The organism is Dyadobacter arcticus (assembly GCF_011762185.1).
Lineage (GTDB): Bacteria > Bacteroidota > Bacteroidia > Cytophagales > Spirosomataceae > Dyadobacter > Dyadobacter arcticus.
Window position 1 is genome coordinate 1,225,848 of sequence record NZ_JAASQJ010000002.1, and the last position, 19,031, is coordinate 1,244,878.

Genomic DNA, 19,031 nt, shown 5'->3' on the forward strand with positions numbered 1-19,031 from the left:
CTATTTGGAAATCAGCATTTTTTGAACAAAAAGCTGCTTCCCATCAGAGGCCTTTAGTAGATAAATACCACTTACTAAATGTTCCAAGGAAACAGCCTGCTGACCTTTATCAGGCCGAATTGACTCTACCATCATGCCTTGGATGGTATAAATGTCAATTTTTTTGAACGAAGCATTCTTCCAGTTGAGAACCCCTTTATTGGGGTTGGGAAAGAAAGAACCGTTTCGATCAGGTATCGGTTCGGCTCCCGTGATAATACCTTGAGCTTTTTTTCCTAGATAAGGGCGGATCATTACACTTCCGTCAAGTGAAGTTTCCTTTACCCACTCGGTTCCAAGATTGTAGTACACAGCATCTTTGCCATACATAGAATTGCGATCAAAGCCAACAGTCACAGGTTGTTCGTTGATTTGCAGCCAGCCAACATAAAAGGTATCTGCGACCGCAACAGGATTGGTAAAGGCATAATCAACAAATCCGTTACGACCTGATGGATATCTAACCGACACAGATCTCTGCGCAATCATTTGGTCAGGTTTACCATTTTTATTATTGAAAATCTGAACTGTAAAGCTCTGGCCTGCAATGTCCTTATTAAATCGTACCATGGCCATCCTGACCCCTCCAATTGTATCAGGCTTTGAAAGTACATACTGAACCCCCACCCTTCCTAATTTCTGATTAACCTGTACACCATATTCCGCACTGCCGTCATCATAAGCATAATAGTCAGTTAATGCAGTGCTCGAAGTGATTGTATCATTGTTCTTAAGATTAACATTAGGAATAGTATCCGTTGTGATCACATAAAATTTGGTATGTAAGCGGACGCTATCGAACGTATCATTAATTGCCGGCGCTGTAAGCTTGGCAGAAAAGGTTTTTGAATTTAGGGATTCAACATATATAGATCTCTGAACTGTCCTCTGAAACTCGGTTCCTCTTTGCTCGTCCGAGACTGTTAACGTACTGGTTAAGATATTGAAATTATTAAAATGATTGACCACATCAGTCCTGATCGAATCCGACGTTGCCTCAGCAGGATTCACTTTATATTGCCTTAAAGGCATTGCAGTGTATTTTTTTAAAAATGGACTAATAGGCATACGCATCGACACATCGAAAAGATAGGGTTGGTTTACCGATCTTTTTGCGTTGATATAAATGTAGTCCAAATGCCAGGTATCATAGCCTCCTGAATTTCTGCCATAAGACCTGAACCTGAACTTAAATCCTTCGTGAAAAAATAACGAATCACCAATCGCAATGAATTTTTGGTGAAATAAAGTATCTGTTTCATATCCTACCTGATTCCAAACCGTAATCCATTCACCGGTTTTATTTAGAAATTCAAGTCTCAGAAAATCACTCGAATCAGGCAATTCCCCCAACCCTTTGGCCATCCAGTAAAAACTCATGTAAATAGAATCCGCGCCTGCCTGTCCAGCTAAATCTATTGGTTGAGAAGTAAGCGTGTCTGTAAAATTCTGAGTCAGCGGGTTTACCAGGTTATAAGGTACGCCACTGGCATTGAGGCCATCGAAAGTGGCAATATTAATGGAAGGATGTGAACCACTCAGCGTGTTATTAATGTAAACACCACTTCCAGGAATCCAATTGGCGCTGTTTAGCGAATCGGTCTTTGAAGTTGAAAAATCGTCAAAAAAAGGTAATGTAAGAGAGGCGGTTGCACGGGAAGGATCAGGGCTTTTTTCCTCATTCTTTAAATTCGCTGGATAATCCAGCGGCACGACACTGACTTGCGCAAATGAAACAGAACACTGAAACAGGATCAACATCCAGATTACGAGTGTGTAAGTTTTATGGATTAAAAAGATACTATTGTTCTGGTTGGACACTTTCATTCTCAACTGGTTCAACTGCCTGCGGCGTCACCCAAAGATCAATGACGTCCCCAATTCTTACATTATTCCCTGCATCAGGATTTTGCCTGACCACTGATCCAGGTGCCTGACCTTCTTCCGCAGGAATCTCCATTTGCTGTCCTATTTTCAGCCCCGCTCCGATAATGGCAATTTTAGCTTCATCCAACGGCATCCCGAGCACCGATGGCGCTTCGAATTGGGCGGTACCCAAGCCTTCTCCCAATTCGAGATCAATTTTCGATCCTTTGGGGATTGCCTGGCCGGGCAAAATTTCCTTCCCGTCATACATCTGTTTTAGAACAGCATTTTGAGCCATATCGGGCACATAAGAAATATTACCCTCTTCCAAACCAACACTTCTAAGAAGCATTTGAGCACTTTTATGTGTCATGTCTGTCAGTTTCGGCATTTTGATAAGTGGAGCAGTACGGGACACAACGGTGACATATATTTTGCGTCCCTCCTTTACTTTTGAACCAGGCAATGGATATTGTGAGATAATTGTCAGGGCGGGAACATTGGTAACAAACGTACAATCCACTTCATAACGCAAATCCCTATCTCCTAAGAATTCTTCCAGATCCTCAACATTTTTTTTCTTTAAATCCGGTACGGTTATCGCTTCTCCATGATTGGTTGTGAAAGGCAGGTAAACAAAAAAGAACCCTAAAAAAAGTACCAGAAGCAATGAGACGATTATTCCAATATGCGTGAAGAGATCCTTTCGGGATTGTGTACTTATTTTGGCCATGAATGTACTGGTGCGCGAAAATTTGATAGTCGGTAAAAATAAACGTAATATTCCAGTAAGCCAATACACTAAGAGTTATAGGAGCCAAGAATTCTTTTTATATATTTTCCAAGGATATCAAACTCAAGGTTAACCGATTCGCCTTTCCTAAGCGAATGGAAATTGGTGAATGAATAGGTGTAAGGAATTATGGCAACCCTGAAAGAGCTTTCAAAGGAATTGAATACGGTCAGACTAACCCCATTGACACATATAGACCCTTTCTCGACAGTAATGTTGCCTATCGAAGCGTCGTATGTGAAATCGAAAAGCCAGCTGCCATTCCTTTCCTCAACGCCAGTGCAAGTCCCCCTCTGATCCACGTGCCCCTGAACGATGTGGCCGTCAAACCTTCCATTGGCAGGCATACACCTTTCCAGGTTTACCTTATTACCTGGCGTCAAAGTCCCCAGATTCGTTTTTAGCAACGTTTCTTCTATCGCGGTAACCTTATAAAGATCCTCATTTACCACAACAACAGTCAGGCAAACGCCATTGTGGTTTACACTTTGGTCAATTTTAAATTCTCTCGCGAGGTTTGAGCGAAAAGTAAATGTCTTATTGGACCCTTCGGCTTCCACTTCAATGACCTCGCCAATCGATTCAACTATTCCTGTAAACATGCTTTGTCTGATTTTGGAAGACAAAGTTACAATTTGTTGAGTAAGCCGGAATGCAGAAAAATCCATTTCGGCCCGGTTAAGTATTGAACTACTTTTCATTTTCATATAGTTTGCGAACTTTGCAGGACCAGGGGTTGTGATCACCAACCCGCCAAGAGGTTAAATTTCCAATAATTATTCATGAAAAAAGTCCTTTTTATAGATCGTGACGGAACGATCCTCATTGAACCTCCTATCGATTTTCAGGTCGACTCTCTCGAAAAACTTGAATTTTTGCCAAAAGTCATTTCCAATCTTCGCAAGATTGCAGAAGATACAGATTATGAACTGGTTATGGTCACCAACCAGGATGGATTGGGTACCAGTTCATTTCCGGAGCCCACATTTTGGCCTGCTCACGACAAAATGCTCGGCATATTAGCCGGAGAGAGTATCCATTTTGCCAACATCCATGTCGATAGAAGTTTCCCAGAAGACAATCTACCAACCCGTAAGCCTGGCATTGGAATGCTTAGTTCCTATTTTTCAGATGATTATGATTTGGCAAACAGTTACGTCATTGGTGATCGGCTCACGGATGTGCAGTTAGCCGTTAATCTTGGAGCAAAAGCAATTCTCATAGCTGCTGCATCGCCGGAATCTGGACTTACAAACCAAATGAATGCGGCTACCTCCCTGATTTCCGATGATTGGGATACTATTTATGAGCATTTAAAATTGCCTTCAAGAATCGCCTCCGTAGAAAGAAATACCAAAGAAACCCAGATCAAAGTCGACCTCAACCTGGACGGCAGCGGAAGATCCGATATCCACACGGGACTCGGCTTTTTCGATCATATGCTGGATCAGCTGGCCAGGCATTCTGGGGCGGATTTGTCCATTAAAGTTTTGGGAGATCTGCACATCGACGAACATCATACCATTGAGGATACTGCGCTAGCTCTTGGGGAAGCTTACCGGCAGGCTATTGGCGATAAACGTGGCATCAGCAGATATGGATTTCTCCTCCCAATGGATGAAGCACTTTCACAAGTTGCAATTGACTTCTCCGGAAGGCCCTGGATTGTATGGGATGCTGAATTCAAGCGGGAGAAAATTGGGGAAATGCCCACCGAAATGTTTTTCCACTTTTTTAAGTCATTCTCCGACGCCTCGTTATCCAACCTCAACATTAAGGTTGAAGGACAAAATGAGCACCACAAAATTGAATCGGTTTTTAAGGCCTTCGCAAAAGCCATAAAAATGGCAGTTAAACGAGATTTGAAGGCGCTTGATTTTATGCCATCTACCAAAGGCGTACTTTAATTTTTAATTGAAAAGCTAGCGAAGACTTTTTTAGCTATTTTTGTCTGCGTAAAGTTGAAAACTAATTGGATATTTTTATGTTTATGACCATTGTAATGATCGTTTTTTATATTGTTCTTTTAGGCTCTGCATTGCTTGTTGGACGGTATCTGGAGAACAATGAAAGACGCTGGAAGACCAATAAGTAAATTGCACTGAACGTTCCGTAACGCTAAGGCGTTTCTTAAATCGAATGTCAATCCCTGTTCATTTTGTTTAGAAAGCTGTGTCTCATAATGCTTACGACTTTCCTCATCTGTAAAGCCACAGATGTAGTCAGCCTTCTGCTAGCCAAGGAGAAATCTGAGGTAGTTTGTGAGACCGATACTTGTGACAATGAGAAAACTGAGATTGAAAAAATTAATGATGATCTGCTTTTGATCTCTAATAGTGTGGATTTTGGTAAATTTTGTTTGTCCATTCCACTCAAAAACTCCTTCTCTTTTACCATTCAATTCCGGACCGAGATTCATTACAATCTCCTATCCCCTCCCCCAGAATTGATTTGACTTCCTGATTAGTTAATTTTCGACAGTAATTACTTGCTTGGATGGTATTATCATTCGTCCTTGCGACCATATTGGCATGCATTATTCCATCATTTATACAGAAATCATGATCAAATCATATCAAGAGCTTTTTGAAAATAATAAAAAATGGGTTGAGGAAACCAATCTTCAAAATCCCGACTTTTTTACGAATCTGGCAAACGGTCAAAGTCCAAAGTTTCTCTGGATCGGCTGCTCAGATAGCCGCGTTCCTGCGAACGAGATTACTGGCACACAGCCTGGTGATATTTTTGTGCATCGTAATATTGCCAATATGGTGATTCACACCGACATAAGCATGCTTAGCGTGCTTGACTACGCTGTAAATGTCTTGAATGTAATACACATTATTGTCTGCGGGCATTATGGCTGTGGCGGCGTGCAAACTGCAATGGGAAATAAGCAGGTAGGGTTGATAGATAACTGGCTGAGGCATATCAAAGATGTATACCGTCTGCATCAGACTGAATTGAATGCGATTACCGACCTGCACAAAAGAACGGATCGTCTGGTTGAATTGAATGTGCAGGAACAGGTGCATGACCTCGCTAAAACGTCCATCGTTCAGAATGCCTGGGCAAAAGGACAGCCTCTTCAGGTTCACGGTTTGGTGTACGATATCAAAAATGGAATTCTGAATGACCTGAATGTGACTGTGGATGATACAACGGTTGTGGAAGACGTTTACCGTCTCGAAACGCGTCAGCTGGTTTAAAATTCCTTTAAGCAAATCCATTCATGATCCTTTTGAGTCAATCGTATGTCGTTGAAAAAAAATAATTGGCTGTCCAATATCAAATACGATTTCCCTTCCGGATTAGTCGTTTATCTGGTAGCGTTACCGCTTTGCCTCGGGGTGGCGCTCGCTTCTACCGGCAGGTCCGACCTTTTGTTTTCGGGAATTATTGCCGGTGTTGTTGGAGGTATTGTAGTGGGAGCGCTCAGCGGCTCCTCACTCGGCGTCGCAGGTCCCGCAGCCGGACTGGTGGTCATTGTCCTAAATGCTTTGGAAACGTTGGGAAGCTTTGAAGCATTTTTGCTCGCGGTGGTCCTCGCGGGGATTTTGCAGGTTATTGCGGGATTTTTAAAAGCGGGGATTGTTGGCTACTACTTTCCTTCGTCGGTGATCAAAGGCATGCTGGCTGCCATAGGGATCACCCTTATCTTGAAGGAAATTCCTCATGCATTCGGATATGACGCCGACTTCATGGGAGATGAGGCATTTGATCAGAAGGACGGACAGAACACTTTCACCGAACTATATAACTCGGTTAAATATAGCAGCACTGGTGCTATTGTCATTTCAGCTGTATCTCTCGGCATACTCATATTATTTGATAGGCCATTTATGAAAAAGATTCAGTTGTTTCGTTTTGTGCCTGGTGCGCTGTTCGTGGTGGTAACAGGGGTCTTACTGAATCTATCTTTTCCCGGATTTATGCCTGCTTGGACTTTATCTGGTGACCATTTGGTACAGTTGCCTGTCGCTTCCGATGTGAGCGAATTTTTCGGATTTTTCAAAACGCCAGATTTTTCAGCATTTACAAAAGTTGAAGTATACACCGTAGCGGTCACCTTAGCCATTGTGGCAAGTTTGGAAACGTTACTATCCGTGGAAGCAACGGACAAGCTCGATCCGTTTAAAAGAGACACGCCCACCAACCGCGAGCTGATTGCGCAGGGATTTGGCAATATCGCATCCGGATTGATAGGCGGCTTGCCGGTTACGCAGGTAATCGTTCGCAGTTCCGCTAACATTGATTCCGGGGGGAGGACCAAAATGAGTACCATTGTTCATGGCACTATCCTGCTGCTTTCTGCCGTATTCATACCGAGGTTTTTGAATTTTATACCACTGGCTTCGCTTGCGGCAATTCTTCTAGTGGTTGGTTACAAGCTATCCAAGTTTTCTTTATACAAAGGGATGTATCGGCTGGGAAGAGAGCAGTTTGTACCATTTATCGTCACCATTATCGCAATCCTCAGCACCGATTTGCTTAAAGGTATTGCGGTAGGAATGGTAGTCGCCATTTATTTTATCCTCAGAAAGAACTACAAACACTCTTACCATTACATAAAAGAGCAACATCGCGACGGAGAGATCATTACCTTGATTTTATCCGAAGAAGTAACTTTTTTGAATAAGGGCAGTATCAGCGCTACATTGGAAAACCTGCCTGAGGGCTCCACAGTAGTCATTGATGGAAGCAAATCATTGAATATCGATTACGATGTGCTGGAAATCATTCAGGATTTTAAAAGACATTCGGCTCCATTGCGCAACATTATTGTTGAAACCAAAGGAATCACTGATGTCGAGGTAATAGGAGGACATTAAAAAAATCCCACATTTCCGCTGAAAGCGGGATGTGGGATTAGCTTTTGTAATAAGTCGATTTATTATCGTTGTTTGAGACGTTGGATCAGCATATCATTGAACGTCCGTTCGGCCTTGTACAATTCAATTACCTGACTGGCCGTAATTACTTTCAGAAATTTATTCTGATATTCCTTTTCAAGATCAAGGTCTTTTTGACGCAGATCCTGAACCTCTTTGAGATTATCCAGCACCTGATCATCGGTTTGACCTTCCGCCTTTTTATCATTAATTATTTTACGCTGTGCACGGTGGATATCTCTGCGTTTCTGCGAATATTCATTATAAACAGGCCAAAATCCCACTGACTGTTCCGATGTTAGGTTCAACCGGTTGGTAATAATTGCAACCTTGGCGTCCTGTATCCTCTTAATTTCTTCTTCGGAGCGACGTTGCGCATTGGCTGAACCTATCGCGGCAAATGCGATGATTAAAATGGTAAAAATTTTACGATATCTTCTGATTGTAAGTTTTAAGTTCATCTTATTAAGCTTGTTAGGGTCATATCTTCTCCGATCCGGAGACACTTTCCTGTAATTGTTGACGAAGCACATCGTCGTCCATTCCATCAAGGTAATAAAGCACGGTAGAATCAGTATCAAAAGCCTTCTGAACTACCTTATGCTCGCTTAAATCGTAATAACTGATGTTTTCCTCTTCCAGATAATCAATGATCGACGCATTACTTACCCCACTTAGCGGCTCCTGACCTAATGAACCCTGACGTTCCGGAACAGTTACCCAAACCAACATCAGAATAAGCGCCATGGCAGCAACCAATCCCGTCACACGTTGCCACGACCAGCTGATAACCGGCCTACGGACAGGCTCCAAAGGAATTCGTGATTGTATGATCTGAGGCAATTGATCAAAATAACCCTCAGGAACAGAAAAGGGAACTTCCCTTTTAAGATCATCCAATCGTATCCGTTCTTTATCCATGATTATTTATATTTCCAGGTTTACGGGAATTTGACCAAAGTAATGGCAAATGGTTTAATCAGTTTGATTTAAAAAATCTTCTATTTTTTTGGTAGCCCAATGGTATGAGGCTTTTAGCGCGCCTACTGACGTTCCTGTAATTTCTGAGATTTCCTCATAAGGCAGGTCTTCGAAGTATTTGAGGTTAAAAACCAGCCGCTGTTTTTCTGGTAATTTTAATAACGCCTTTTGTAGTTTAAGCTGAATGGCATCGCCACTCACTTCCGGATCAGCTTCCAGCTTTTCGCTTAATTCATTCTCCACGTCGTGCATAGGCACGAAAAATCTCTTTCTTTTTTTATTAAGGAAGTTGATGGCTTCATTGCTTGCTATCCGATAAAGCCAGGTATAAAGTTTCGAGTCACCCCGGAAATTTTCGAGCGCTGTCCAGGCTTTTATAAACACGTCCTGGGTAATGTCATTAGCGTCATCGTGATCGACCACCATTTTTCGTACCAGCCAATATACTTTTTGCTGATACTTGCGTACCAATTGATTGAAAGCGTTCCTGCGCGTTTCGGTATTTTGAAAAAGGGATAATAATTCTTCGTCAGACATTTAATCCGTACTAACCTGATAACTGATTTCAGTAAAACCGCACCCTTACCGTGACCCTAAACCCGAAATCGACGCGAGCCAATAATAATTTATTTTTTATTTCGGGACAAATAAAATTTAAGTCCTGCGAAAGCAAAACCATTGTCTCACTTCCGCAGGACTTAGTATCCTGATGCCTTCCTTGATGACGGGTATTTTTGAATAATAGCTATTACTTTCTGGCAATAGCGCGCTTTGCAGCCTCTACGATATGTTTTGCTGTCAAACCATATTTTTCCATCAGCTGGGTCGGTGTTCCGCTTTCTCCAAAGCTGTCGTTAACCGCAACGTATTCCTGTGGCGCCAGCAAGTGTTTTACCAAAACCTGGGCAATGCTGTCTCCCAATCCGCCAATGCGGTTATGTTCCTCAGCGGACACCACACAACCTGTTTTTTCAACGGATTTGAGGACTGCCTCTTCGTCCAGAGGTTTGATTGTATGAATGTTGATAATTTCTGCATTGATACCTTCGGCCTCCAGCAACTCACCGGCCTGGATTGCTTCCCAAACCATGTGCCCCGTTGCAAAAATGCTGACGTCGGTCCCTTCATTGACCATCCAGGCTTTACCTATCTCAAATTTTTGATCTGCATCGGTAAAAATTGGAATAACCGGACGACCAAAACGCAGGTATACCGGTCCTTCATATTCGGCAATCGCAATGGTCGCTGCTTTTGTCTGGTTATAATCACAAGGATTGATCACCGTCATTCCCGGCAACATCTTCATCATGCCAAGGTCTTCCAGGATCTGGTGTGTTGCACCATCTTCTCCAAGGGTAAGACCCGCATGAGAAGCGCATATTTTTACATTCTTATTCGAATAAGCGACGCTCTGGCGAATTTGATCGTAGACGCGGCCCGTTGCAAAATTCGCAAATGTGGTCGCAAAAGGGATTTTACCACCAATGGTTAATCCTGCCGACAAACCAATCATATTGGCCTCGGAGATACCGCATTGGATAAACCGCTCCGGATTTTCCTTGATAAATGCTTCCAGTTTTAGGGAGCCTACCAAATCAGCGCAGAGGGCGACAACATTGGGATTTTGCTGACCAAGAATTTGCATTCCGGCCCCAAAGCCCGAACGTGTATCTTTCTTTTCAGTGAAGGTGTATTTTTTCATTATAAGTATAATTAATAATCGCCCATAGTTTCTTCCAATTGCGCCAGCGCTGCAGCCAATTGCTCATCATTAGGTGCCACACCATGCCATTTATGGCTACCCATCATAAAATCAACACCAAAACCCATCCCGGTATGCAATAACACCATAATAGGTCTGCCGTGTCCAAGTCGGCTTTTCGCCTCGTAAAGACCTTTCAAAACAGCCGTCATGTCATTGCCTTCTTCAATTGAAATAACTTCCCAGCCAAATGCTTCGTATTTCTTTCCAAGATCCAGGTTGTTCATGACTTTAACCGTCGGACCGTCAATCTGCTGACCATTCAAATCGATGAATGCGATCAGATTATCGACCTGGTGGTGGGGCGCAAACGTAACAGCTTCCCAAACCTGGCCTTCCTGCTGCTCGCCATCTCCCATCAGCACATGCACTATTCCCTTATCATCATTCAATTTCTTTGCACGAGCTGCACCCAGTGCAACGGATAAACCCTGGCCCAATGAGCCGGAAGCAATACGGATGCCTTCCAAATGCTCATGCGTCGTGGGGTGGCCTTGTAACCTGGAATTCAGTTTGCGAAAAGTGGCTAGCTCAGGAACAGGAAAGTATCCTTTACGCGCCAGCACGCTGTACCATACCGGAGAAATATGACCATTGGAAAGGAAGAAAAGATCTTCGCCTGTTCCATTCATGTCGAATACGGGCTTACCATCCTGTTCATTTAACATCAGACGTTCGAAGTATAATGCTACGAATAACTCGGTGCAGCCCAGAGATCCGCCAGGATGTCCTGATTGGCAACCATGTACCATTCGTACAATGTCCCGTCGAACCTGTGAAGCAACTTTTTCTAATTGTTCAATTTCCATTTTTATTTTCTATTGAGTGGTTCTTATCCCTTTATTCTAAAATACTTTTTTACCGTTAAAGGTCCTGTAATTCACCATTTCAACATGACTGTTTATTGGTTAATATTTCCGAGAATTTGATCAGTGTGTTTTTTAGACTCTACCTTTTGAATGATCTCTTCAATTATGCCATTTTCATCTACAACAAATGTCGTGCGCAGAATTCCCATATAAGTGTGCCCGAAAGTCGTTTTCTCTCCCCAAACACCAAAAGCCTCTACCATAGCATGTTCAGTGTCGGCGAGCAGGGAAAAAGGAAGATTATATTTTTTTATGAATTTTTGATGCGCTTTCTCATCATCTACGCTCACTCCCAATACTTTATAACCTCGTTTTAAAAGCAATTTGTAGTTATCCCTCAAATTACAGGCTTGTGTCGTGCAGGTCGGTGTGTCGTCTTTGGGATAAAAATAAAGGATTACCTTCTTTCCTTTGAAATCCGATAGCTTTACTATTTTTCCCTTCTCGTTTTTTGCAGCAAATGCAGGTGCTGGATCGCCGACTTCTAATGCCATACTTACCTTCTACGTTTTTTTACTTTCTTCTTTACTACAACCGGATCTGCCAGTTCTGTTCGCAAGATAGTACTATTTCCTGCCCGGTCTGTCACTTCCAGCACGAGCTCGCCTTCAAATGGCTTGGTCTCGTCTAGTTTTTCCGACCATATGTATCCTTTTTGGTAATCATAATTGAGTAAAACCCATTCATCATTGATCAGCGCTTTAAAATGGTCAATACCGGAAGTCCTGTCGCCAATGTATCCCCGGATTTTGTTTTTACTATTTTCGATCAATCGGACTTTCGGAGGTAATGTATCTTCCTGGATCACAAATGTGCCCAGCTCTCTGGTGTCAAACTGGATCCGATCTTCATTCCATACTCCACCTAAAAATCTATAATATCCATCCAAGTAACGATATGCATGCGTCCTGGCCTTATTTTCAGGCACTTTTCCCGGCGTGAATGCGATAGCAATATTGTCATTCAATGCAGTTCCCCTATTATTAATGGTTAATGCATTAAAATTCCTCTGACCCGTCAGAAACAATGTATCAAACAAACTGGTGTTCTTAAAATCCACAGACCATTGCTCTGATTTAAAACTGGAAGCGGCCCCCGGGAATATTTGACTTCTCAGATAAGTTTTGACGGTCGTATTATTAATTTTAACAGAGTCTGGCCTGTATGTCCTCAAGTCCGTGAGGAAAATTGCCGACTCATTGGCATAAAGATCCGGCTGCTTTTTCACCTCTTTCCCTTCCACATAATAAGTAGCAAAAGGAATGGAGCTACGGTAATATTTTGCCTTTACTACCAATGTATTTTCCTGAACATCAGTTACAATCCATTCCGGGTTGACCTCCATGTCGTAAACTGGCAGCGGCTGTTTTTGCGCTTCACCTTTTACATGGAAGATCAGTTCGGACGAGTTTTCGTAGGAATCGGAGATATGGATCCGGACTTCATGAGTCAATGTGTCCGTAATATTCAACTTGCCTTTGTAAAAATCCGTTTTATACAAATTGAAATTATTTCCGTCGGGTACATAACATTTCAAAAAGCGCTGGCCTGTCTGCTGCTCCGTTTCGTAGTCAATGAGATTGTTATAATCCCGGGTTGGGGCGCTTGGGAAAATTTCCATGTTATAGGAAAATATCTCTTTCCCGTCCACCTTTATTTCAATGCATTGGAGGCCGTACCGAAATCCGGTTCCGGTCATCTGGTCGTGTGCTACCAGATCAATGCCGACCAATCCGGTGGCAGTAACGGGATGTGCCAGGCGGTAAGAACCATCCGATTGCTTCACCGGCGTGTACACTTTCCTGTCGAACTGACCATTTACACGTCCATTAATATCCAATGGTCTGATTGCCAGATTTACAAACTTGGGAGGCGTAACGTCTTTGATCTCATTAAAACCAAAATAGAGCGGATTCAGATAGTTATTGTTTGAATCCCTGATCTCGAAATGCAAATGCGGCCCTGCCGAACCTCCCGTATTTCCGGAAAGTGCAATCAATTCCCCCTGTCCAAAAGTGTATTTCCCCTGTTCCGGAAATAGCTCAATCTCAAAGCTTTGTTTTTTATACTGCTCTTCCCGAACATAGGAAGCCAATGTGTTGCTGAACTTCAATAAGTGGCCGTAAACCGTTGTCTGACCATTCGGATGGCGGAGATAAATTACATTTCCATATCCACCTCTCTGTACAGCAACTTTAAATACAAATCCTTCCGCCGCCGCATACACAGGCAATCCCTCACGTTGCTCCGTACGGATATCCAATCCCGCGTGAAAATGATTTGTGCGTAAATCACCCAAACCACCAGCCAGCGAATTCGCAAGCCCTGGCCGGATAGGAAACTGGTAATAGCCTTTTGGATACGTCTGCTTTTGAGCAAAAGAAATTTGAGAAATGATGGCCAAGCCTAAAACAAACAAAAAAGAACGGACTATCGCCCGGAAATTATTTCGCATGAAAGAAAAGTGTATGAATGTCCGATGCAGGACCGTTGTTTGAAAATATGGATTATCTAACGAATAATTCCAGCATCTTCTTGCCTTCGATTGAAGCGGTGAGCTTATCGCCAATTTGTACAGGGCCAACCCCTTTGGGCGTGCCTGTAAAAATCAAATCGCCTTTTTTTAACGTGAAGTACCTCGAAACGAATGAGATAAGGTAATTGATCTGGTAAAGCATCATGGAAGAATTTCCGTTCTGACGCGTCTCACCATTCACTTCCAGACTAAAATTAAGATTCTGGATATTTTCAAAGTCAGTTACTGGAACAAACTCCGAAACAGGCGCAGAGCCATTGAAAGCCTTCGCCAATTCCCAGGGTAGGCCTTTGCTTTTTAATTCCGATTGCAGGTCACGTGCGGTAAAGTCAATTCCTACACCAATTTCGTCATAATACTTATGTGCAAACCGCTCTTCTATATTTTTGCCCACCCGGTTGATCTTGACCACCAATTCTACTTCATAATGAACATCCTTTGAAAAATCGGGGTAGAAAAAAGGTTCGCCCTGGCGGATCTGGGCAGTTTCAGGTTTTAGAAAAATAACTGGCGCATCGGGTTTTTCATTATTCAGCTCAGCGATATGCTCAGTATAATTCCGGCCTACACATATGATTTTCATTATAAGCAAAAAAGGTTAAACAGGATGAATGTCAGCGACAAAACTAATTACTAAGCCGTCAGCCGCATAATATTTGTTACAATTTTTCATCCCAAACAGAGTTGAATAAGCAGTTATTGCTGGCTGCCTCTCCCCTACTCTGTCTTTTCAGTAATTATTCTGACTATTTTTGAAGTAACCAATTGTTCCAATACAAAGCTTGCGCATGAAGAAGCGAATTCCTTTTTCTATTTCCTATTTCGTCTTCCTTTTATCATCTATCATGCTGCTTTCCTCCTGCGAAGTGTTCAGGAAGACGCCCGAAAAATCAACGGCTTCCAGACCAGGTAAACGCAGCACATTAATGTCCCGAAGGCCCGTTGCGAGAACCAATACAACAAAACCGACTGCTGCTTCCAGAAAGCCTGTTCCTGCTTCGAGGCCTTCCTACTCCCGCTCATCAGCGGCTGTATCCCCAAGAGATATTCCGCAAGTTGTGCAAGTAGCCAGAACTTATACTGGCGTTCCTTACCGTTCTGGCGGTAATGATAAGGATGGCATCGATTGTTCCGGGCTTATCTGCTCAGTCTATTCAGAAATCGGAGTCAAAGTGCCCCGAATTTCCTGGCAGCAATCGGAGTTTGGGCGCGAAATCGGAAAACTGGAAGATATACGCGCTGGCGACTGGCTCTTTTTTGTTCCCGAAACAGGCAAGGAGGGTTATGTTTCTCATGCTGGAATCGTCACCGATGTTCGGAATTTGCAGGAAATTATATTTATTCATGCCTCAACCTCGCGGGGAGTTCGTGAGGATAACCTATTTTCTTCGTATTTTAAAGGCCGGTTCGTCAAGGCAATGAGGCCTTTCTGACAATGAATGACAATCTTGTACACTATAATTTGAAACAGATGGGGGTTTTATGAAAGCCAACTGTCTTGATAAGTGTGTTAATAATTGAACATCATACCTTCCAACCCGTGCCTGCAATACTCAATCCACCTCCTCCTAGTATAACCGTAGACAAAACCTTCATTGAAGGAAGTCCGGCTATCCCTGTTTACATTTTCGCCACCGTATTCGCTTCTTTCTGCGTCATCACCGGACTAATCTGGGACATATGCTGGCACCTCAGCATTGGTCGTGACGGATTGTTATCACCGCCACACCTTGTTATTTATCTGGGTGCTGTGGTAGCAGGATTGTTTTCGGGATACGAAATCCTGCGAAAAACCTTCTGGGGTAAGCAGGAGGAAAAAGCAAGAAGCGTAAAGATCTGGGGATTTTTTTACAGTTCGCTCGGATCATTATTTTGTGTCTGGGGTGCGCTGGCTATGCTCACCTCGGCGCCGTTCGATGATTGGTGGCACAACACCTACGGACTGGATGTTACCATTCTCTCACCCCCTCATACCGTCCTGATCCTAGGCATCATTGGAATTCAGTTTGGGGCAATGATCAGTGTGGTATCCATTAAAAATCATTTCAGGCTTGCAAAAAAATCTGTCGTCCCCCCCAAAAAGAACCTGGATTCGCTGCTTTTTTGGCTTTTTGCTCTCTCCGCTGGCTTCTTGTTAACCATTTGGTATACACTACTATCCGAAGAACTGGGCCGAATGTCAGCTCACCGTTCCAGCTTTTATGTTTATGGAGGCGCAGCATTTCCCATTCTGCTGATGGCGACTGGTAAGGCAGCCGCCCAGAAATGGACCATTACAGCCGTGGCAGGTGTCTACACCGTTTTAATGCTTGCTACTTTATGGATCATTCCACTTTTCCCCGCAGAGCCTAAGCTTGGGCCAATTCTGAACCACATAAGCCATTATCAGGGTTTCCAATTCCCTTTGTTACTCATCATACCTGCTATTGCCATCGATTTGCTCAGACATCGCTTCGGATATCTAAATGACTGGCAACTTACGCCAATTCTGGGAGGCGCATTTTTGCTTATATTCCTCGCGGTCCAATGGTATTTCGGAGGATTTTTGATGGAATCTCCATATGCACGTAATTGGTTTTTCGGGAGCCATTACTGGTATTTTGGGAACAGTCCCGACTGGCAATACCGGTTTAAATTTGGGCCGTGGATGATTGAAAGCACACCCGAGTTGGTGAAAGGCTTGGGAATAGCACTTCTCGCTACCCTGATATCCACGAGAGTTGGTTTGGCTTGGGGAAATTGGATGCATAAAATTCAAAGATGAAAAAGCTTCTCACTATTACATTATTTGTGATTTTCGGTATCACAATGAATAAGGTGCATGCGCACGTCGGCAGCTCTGGTGTCCAGATGCAGGGCCAGGCTGGCTCATACCGGGTTATGGTAAGCATAGAGCCGCCGGATGTGATTCCTGGAACCGCCAAGGTCACCATTTTTATTCAGGACGGTATTGCGAGCAAAGTTTCTGCCCGGCCGATTTATTTTTATTCAGGAGATAAGGGAGCTCCCTCGGCAGATGAACTTGCACAAGTAGCCGGGCAAAAAGGCCAATTTTCGGGTGTGGTCTGGTTGATGGACTGGGGATCTTCCAGTGCCCAGATCATCATTGAAGGAGATAAGGGCAAGGCAGAACTCATTGTCCCGATTGTAGCAGTATCCACGGCTGAACGGGCTATGCCAAAGGAATTAGGCATTGTCTTGAGTGTACTGGGCGTTCTTTTGTTTTTATTAATGATTACCACCATTGGGGCAAGTGTAAGTGATGGGTTATTAAAACCAGGCGATGAATTGACCATTGCTCAAAAACGCAAAAGGCGGATCAATATGGCCATCGCGGCAGCATTGTGCACGCTCATATTGTATGGTGGCAGCAGCTGGTGGGACAGCTGGGCGGCGGAATATAAGGAATGGTTATATAAACCAATGCAAGGAAAAGCTGACATACATATTGAAAATGATCAGCGGGTGTTTCAATTAAAAATTGATACAACCAATTGGACATCGATGCGTCGCGGTAGCATGCTAAGTACATTGATCCCCGACCACGGAAAACTGATGCACACTTTCCTTGTCAGGATTCCTGGCCTGGACGCCTTTGCACACATCCATCCGGAACGCATGGACAGCACGACATTTAAAACCATTTTACCCAAATTACCTGAAGGGAAATATCTGGTTTATGCTGACATTGTCCAGTATTCAGGTTTTGCCGAGACGATTGTTGACACGCTGGTGATACCCGCTCAGAAAACCGCGTTGAATGCGCAAAACGCGACAAATGAAGAAGACACTTATGTAGTGACTGACCCATTGAACACACCCGGTAAGGTTCCAATGGATGAAAACGTGGTGATTTGTGGTAAGCCCGGAACAAAAACAGTCTTCAAAGACGGCTCTTATGCGATCTGGGAAGGCAAGCCCGATCGTCCTTTGGAAGTAGGCAAGCCTTATGCATTGAATTTTGAAATCTTCAATCCGGATGGAAGTCCCTGTTTTCCAGAACCTTACCTGGGAATGAGCGGACACGTTGCGGTCGTACGATCAGACGGGTCAGTTTATATTCACCTGCACCCCTCAGGAACTTTCGCTATGGCGGCCGGGCAGACATTTAAAAACAGAATGTCAGATACTGCTAAAATTGCGCACAGGCCGTTACCTGTTGTTTTCAGGGATAGTGTGGATAAGCATCTTGCTAAACTTAAGGCAATGCCGACATTGGAAAGAGAACAATTCCTGATGACCGAAATGGGCATGTATGATGCGAAAGGAAATGTTACGATGGGTATGGAGCACGGCAACAGCATATCATTCCCCTATTCATTCCCTAAAAATGGACGTTACCGCATTTTTCTGCAGGTTAAGCGAAATGAAAAAGTGCTGACAGGAGTCTTTGACGTAAAAGTCACTGATCCGGCAACATTGTAGAGTTCTGTTAAAACAATGCTTTAATTTTTTCGAAAGACATTTCCGTGTAATCTTCCACATAAAGTTTGCAAGTCGGTAACTCATCTTTTGAATGGGAACTTAACACACCCACCACACGCATACCTGCATTAAGCCCGGCGGAAACACCGGAAAATGAATCTTCAAAAACCACACATTGATCCGGACTGACACCCAGATTTCGTGCAGACGTCAGATAAACTTCGGGATCCGGTTTATGCTTTTTTACATGTTCGCTGGCCAGAATCGAGCCCAGATATTCTTTGATTTGCACTTTACTTAATATCAGCTCGAGGTTTGCATAAGGGGCGGAAGTTGCAACGCCTATTTGCGTGCCGTTTGATTTAAGATCTTCAATGAAAGCTACAATGCCAGTAATTGGCTCAATATAAGGCTCGTATATCTCACGAAACAGGCTCTCTTTTTCATCTTCCAATTGTAAAAGTTCCTCCCCTTCTACCACTCTTTTTAAAAAATGGCTGAGTATGTAGCTATTGCTTTTCCCAAACATATGCTGGGCAAATTCTTCATCGGTTGGTGCCAAGTCCCGTCTGGAAAAGAATTCCCGGAAGGCCCTCGAATGATAGGGATTGGTATGACAGATTACGCCATCCATATCAAAAATCACTGCAATTTTTTCTTTCATTCGGCAAATTTAAACATTGAAATAACTTACTTTAAACATTCATTTCAGTTTTGTACGGAGAATATCCAAACTGGTAACACTGTGATGCTGTAACTTTTTTTGCTTGTTTGGTAATTTAAAAGGTTATTATATTAAATTTACAATACTACTCTGACATTGTGAATTGACAAACTGCTCGTAAATATCCTAGACTAACTTATCCAA

Annotated in this window: 18 protein-coding genes; 6 read left to right on the top strand and 12 right to left on the bottom strand. The window is 43.2% G+C overall.

Translation table 11 applies throughout. From position 1 onward, the window contains the following. From FHS68_RS13005 to FHS68_RS13015, 3 genes are all read right to left on the bottom strand, one after another. Positions 1-1,866, bottom strand: coding sequence for a T9SS type A sorting domain-containing protein (locus FHS68_RS13005; protein ID WP_167270633.1), 1,866 nt, complete (start codon positions 1,864-1,866; stop codon positions 1-3). Continuing rightward, entirely contained in the window at positions 1,841-2,638 is a 798-nt protein-coding gene (locus FHS68_RS13010; protein WP_167270635.1) for a PASTA domain-containing protein, read from the bottom strand. Before FHS68_RS13010 ends, FHS68_RS13005 begins: the two co-directional genes overlap by 26 nt. A gap of 68 nt (positions 2,639-2,706) precedes the next feature. Then, the gene (locus FHS68_RS13015) at positions 2,707-3,300 is read right to left on the bottom strand and encodes a riboflavin synthase (RefSeq protein ID WP_167270957.1); all 594 of its coding nucleotides are present in this window, start codon (positions 3,298-3,300) and stop codon (positions 2,707-2,709) included. Positions 3,301-3,480: 180 nt separating this feature from the next. Here FHS68_RS13015 and hisB point away from each other — a divergent pair, with 180 nt between their 5' ends. From hisB to FHS68_RS13030, 3 genes are all read left to right on the top strand, one after another. Continuing rightward, on the top strand, positions 3,481-4,605 hold the full coding sequence (gene hisB / locus FHS68_RS13020) for a bifunctional histidinol-phosphatase/imidazoleglycerol-phosphate dehydratase HisB (protein WP_167270637.1): 1,125 nt from the start codon (positions 3,481-3,483) through the stop codon (positions 4,603-4,605). A gap of 654 nt (positions 4,606-5,259) precedes the next feature. After that, entirely contained in the window at positions 5,260-5,907 is a 648-nt protein-coding gene (can, locus tag FHS68_RS13025; RefSeq protein WP_167270639.1) for a carbonate dehydratase, read from the top strand. A 51-nt stretch (positions 5,908-5,958) separates the two neighbouring features. After that, positions 5,959-7,530, top strand: a complete 1,572-nt coding sequence (locus tag FHS68_RS13030) for a SulP family inorganic anion transporter (protein WP_374757508.1) — start codon at positions 5,959-5,961, stop codon at positions 7,528-7,530. A 62-nt stretch (positions 7,531-7,592) separates the two neighbouring features. Here FHS68_RS13030 and FHS68_RS13035 read toward each other — a convergent pair whose 3' ends face one another. From FHS68_RS13035 to FHS68_RS13070, 8 genes are all read right to left on the bottom strand, one after another. Beyond that, complete coding sequence (locus tag FHS68_RS13035) at positions 7,593-8,051, bottom strand: hypothetical protein (protein ID WP_167270643.1); 459 nt, start codon at positions 8,049-8,051, stop codon at positions 7,593-7,595. 19 nt (positions 8,052-8,070) lie between these two features. After that, entirely contained in the window at positions 8,071-8,511 is a 441-nt protein-coding gene (locus FHS68_RS13040) for a hypothetical protein (protein WP_167270645.1), read from the bottom strand. A 54-nt stretch (positions 8,512-8,565) separates the two neighbouring features. After that, positions 8,566-9,108, bottom strand: a complete 543-nt coding sequence (locus tag FHS68_RS13045) for an RNA polymerase sigma factor (protein ID WP_167270647.1) — start codon at positions 9,106-9,108, stop codon at positions 8,566-8,568. Positions 9,109-9,319: 211 nt separating this feature from the next. Further along, positions 9,320-10,273: a transketolase family protein gene (locus FHS68_RS13050; protein ID WP_167270648.1), complete on the bottom strand. Its 954-nt coding sequence runs from the start codon at positions 10,271-10,273 to the stop codon at positions 9,320-9,322. Between the two features lie 11 nt (positions 10,274-10,284). Continuing rightward, a complete protein-coding gene (locus FHS68_RS13055) occupies positions 10,285-11,142 on the bottom strand; it encodes a transketolase (RefSeq protein ID WP_208408292.1) in 858 nt (285 codons plus the stop codon). 92 nt (positions 11,143-11,234) lie between these two features. Beyond that, the gene (gene bcp / locus FHS68_RS13060) at positions 11,235-11,696 is read right to left on the bottom strand and encodes a thioredoxin-dependent thiol peroxidase (RefSeq protein WP_167270650.1); all 462 of its coding nucleotides are present in this window, start codon (positions 11,694-11,696) and stop codon (positions 11,235-11,237) included. 2 nt (positions 11,697-11,698) lie between these two features. After that, a complete protein-coding gene (locus FHS68_RS13065; RefSeq protein WP_167270652.1) occupies positions 11,699-13,657 on the bottom strand; it encodes a M23 family metallopeptidase in 1,959 nt (652 codons plus the stop codon). 52 nt (positions 13,658-13,709) lie between these two features. Next, complete coding sequence (locus tag FHS68_RS13070) at positions 13,710-14,321, bottom strand: fumarylacetoacetate hydrolase family protein (protein WP_167270654.1); 612 nt, start codon at positions 14,319-14,321, stop codon at positions 13,710-13,712. A gap of 205 nt (positions 14,322-14,526) precedes the next feature. On the opposite strand from FHS68_RS13070, the gene FHS68_RS13075 reads away from it, so the two are divergent. The 3 genes from FHS68_RS13075 (at position 14,527) to FHS68_RS13085 (ending at position 18,163) form a co-directional block, all read left to right on the top strand. Beyond that, the gene (locus FHS68_RS13075; protein WP_167270656.1) at positions 14,527-15,171 is read left to right on the top strand and encodes a C40 family peptidase; all 645 of its coding nucleotides are present in this window, start codon (positions 14,527-14,529) and stop codon (positions 15,169-15,171) included. Between the two features lie 107 nt (positions 15,172-15,278). Then, positions 15,279-16,502, top strand: a complete 1,224-nt coding sequence (locus FHS68_RS13080) for a hypothetical protein (RefSeq protein ID WP_310588550.1) — start codon at positions 15,279-15,281, stop codon at positions 16,500-16,502. Further along, the gene (locus tag FHS68_RS13085) at positions 16,499-18,163 is read left to right on the top strand and encodes a DUF8832 domain-containing protein (RefSeq protein ID WP_167270658.1); all 1,665 of its coding nucleotides are present in this window, start codon (positions 16,499-16,501) and stop codon (positions 18,161-18,163) included. Before FHS68_RS13080 ends, FHS68_RS13085 begins: the two co-directional genes overlap by 4 nt. Positions 18,164-18,170: 7 nt before the next feature. Here the strand turns inward: FHS68_RS13085 and FHS68_RS13090 are convergent, their stop codons facing one another. Then, positions 18,171-18,827 (bottom strand): HAD family hydrolase, encoded by a 657-nt coding sequence (locus tag FHS68_RS13090; RefSeq protein WP_167270666.1) that lies wholly within the window; start codon positions 18,825-18,827, stop codon positions 18,171-18,173. Positions 18,828-19,031: the final 204 nt, after the last annotated feature.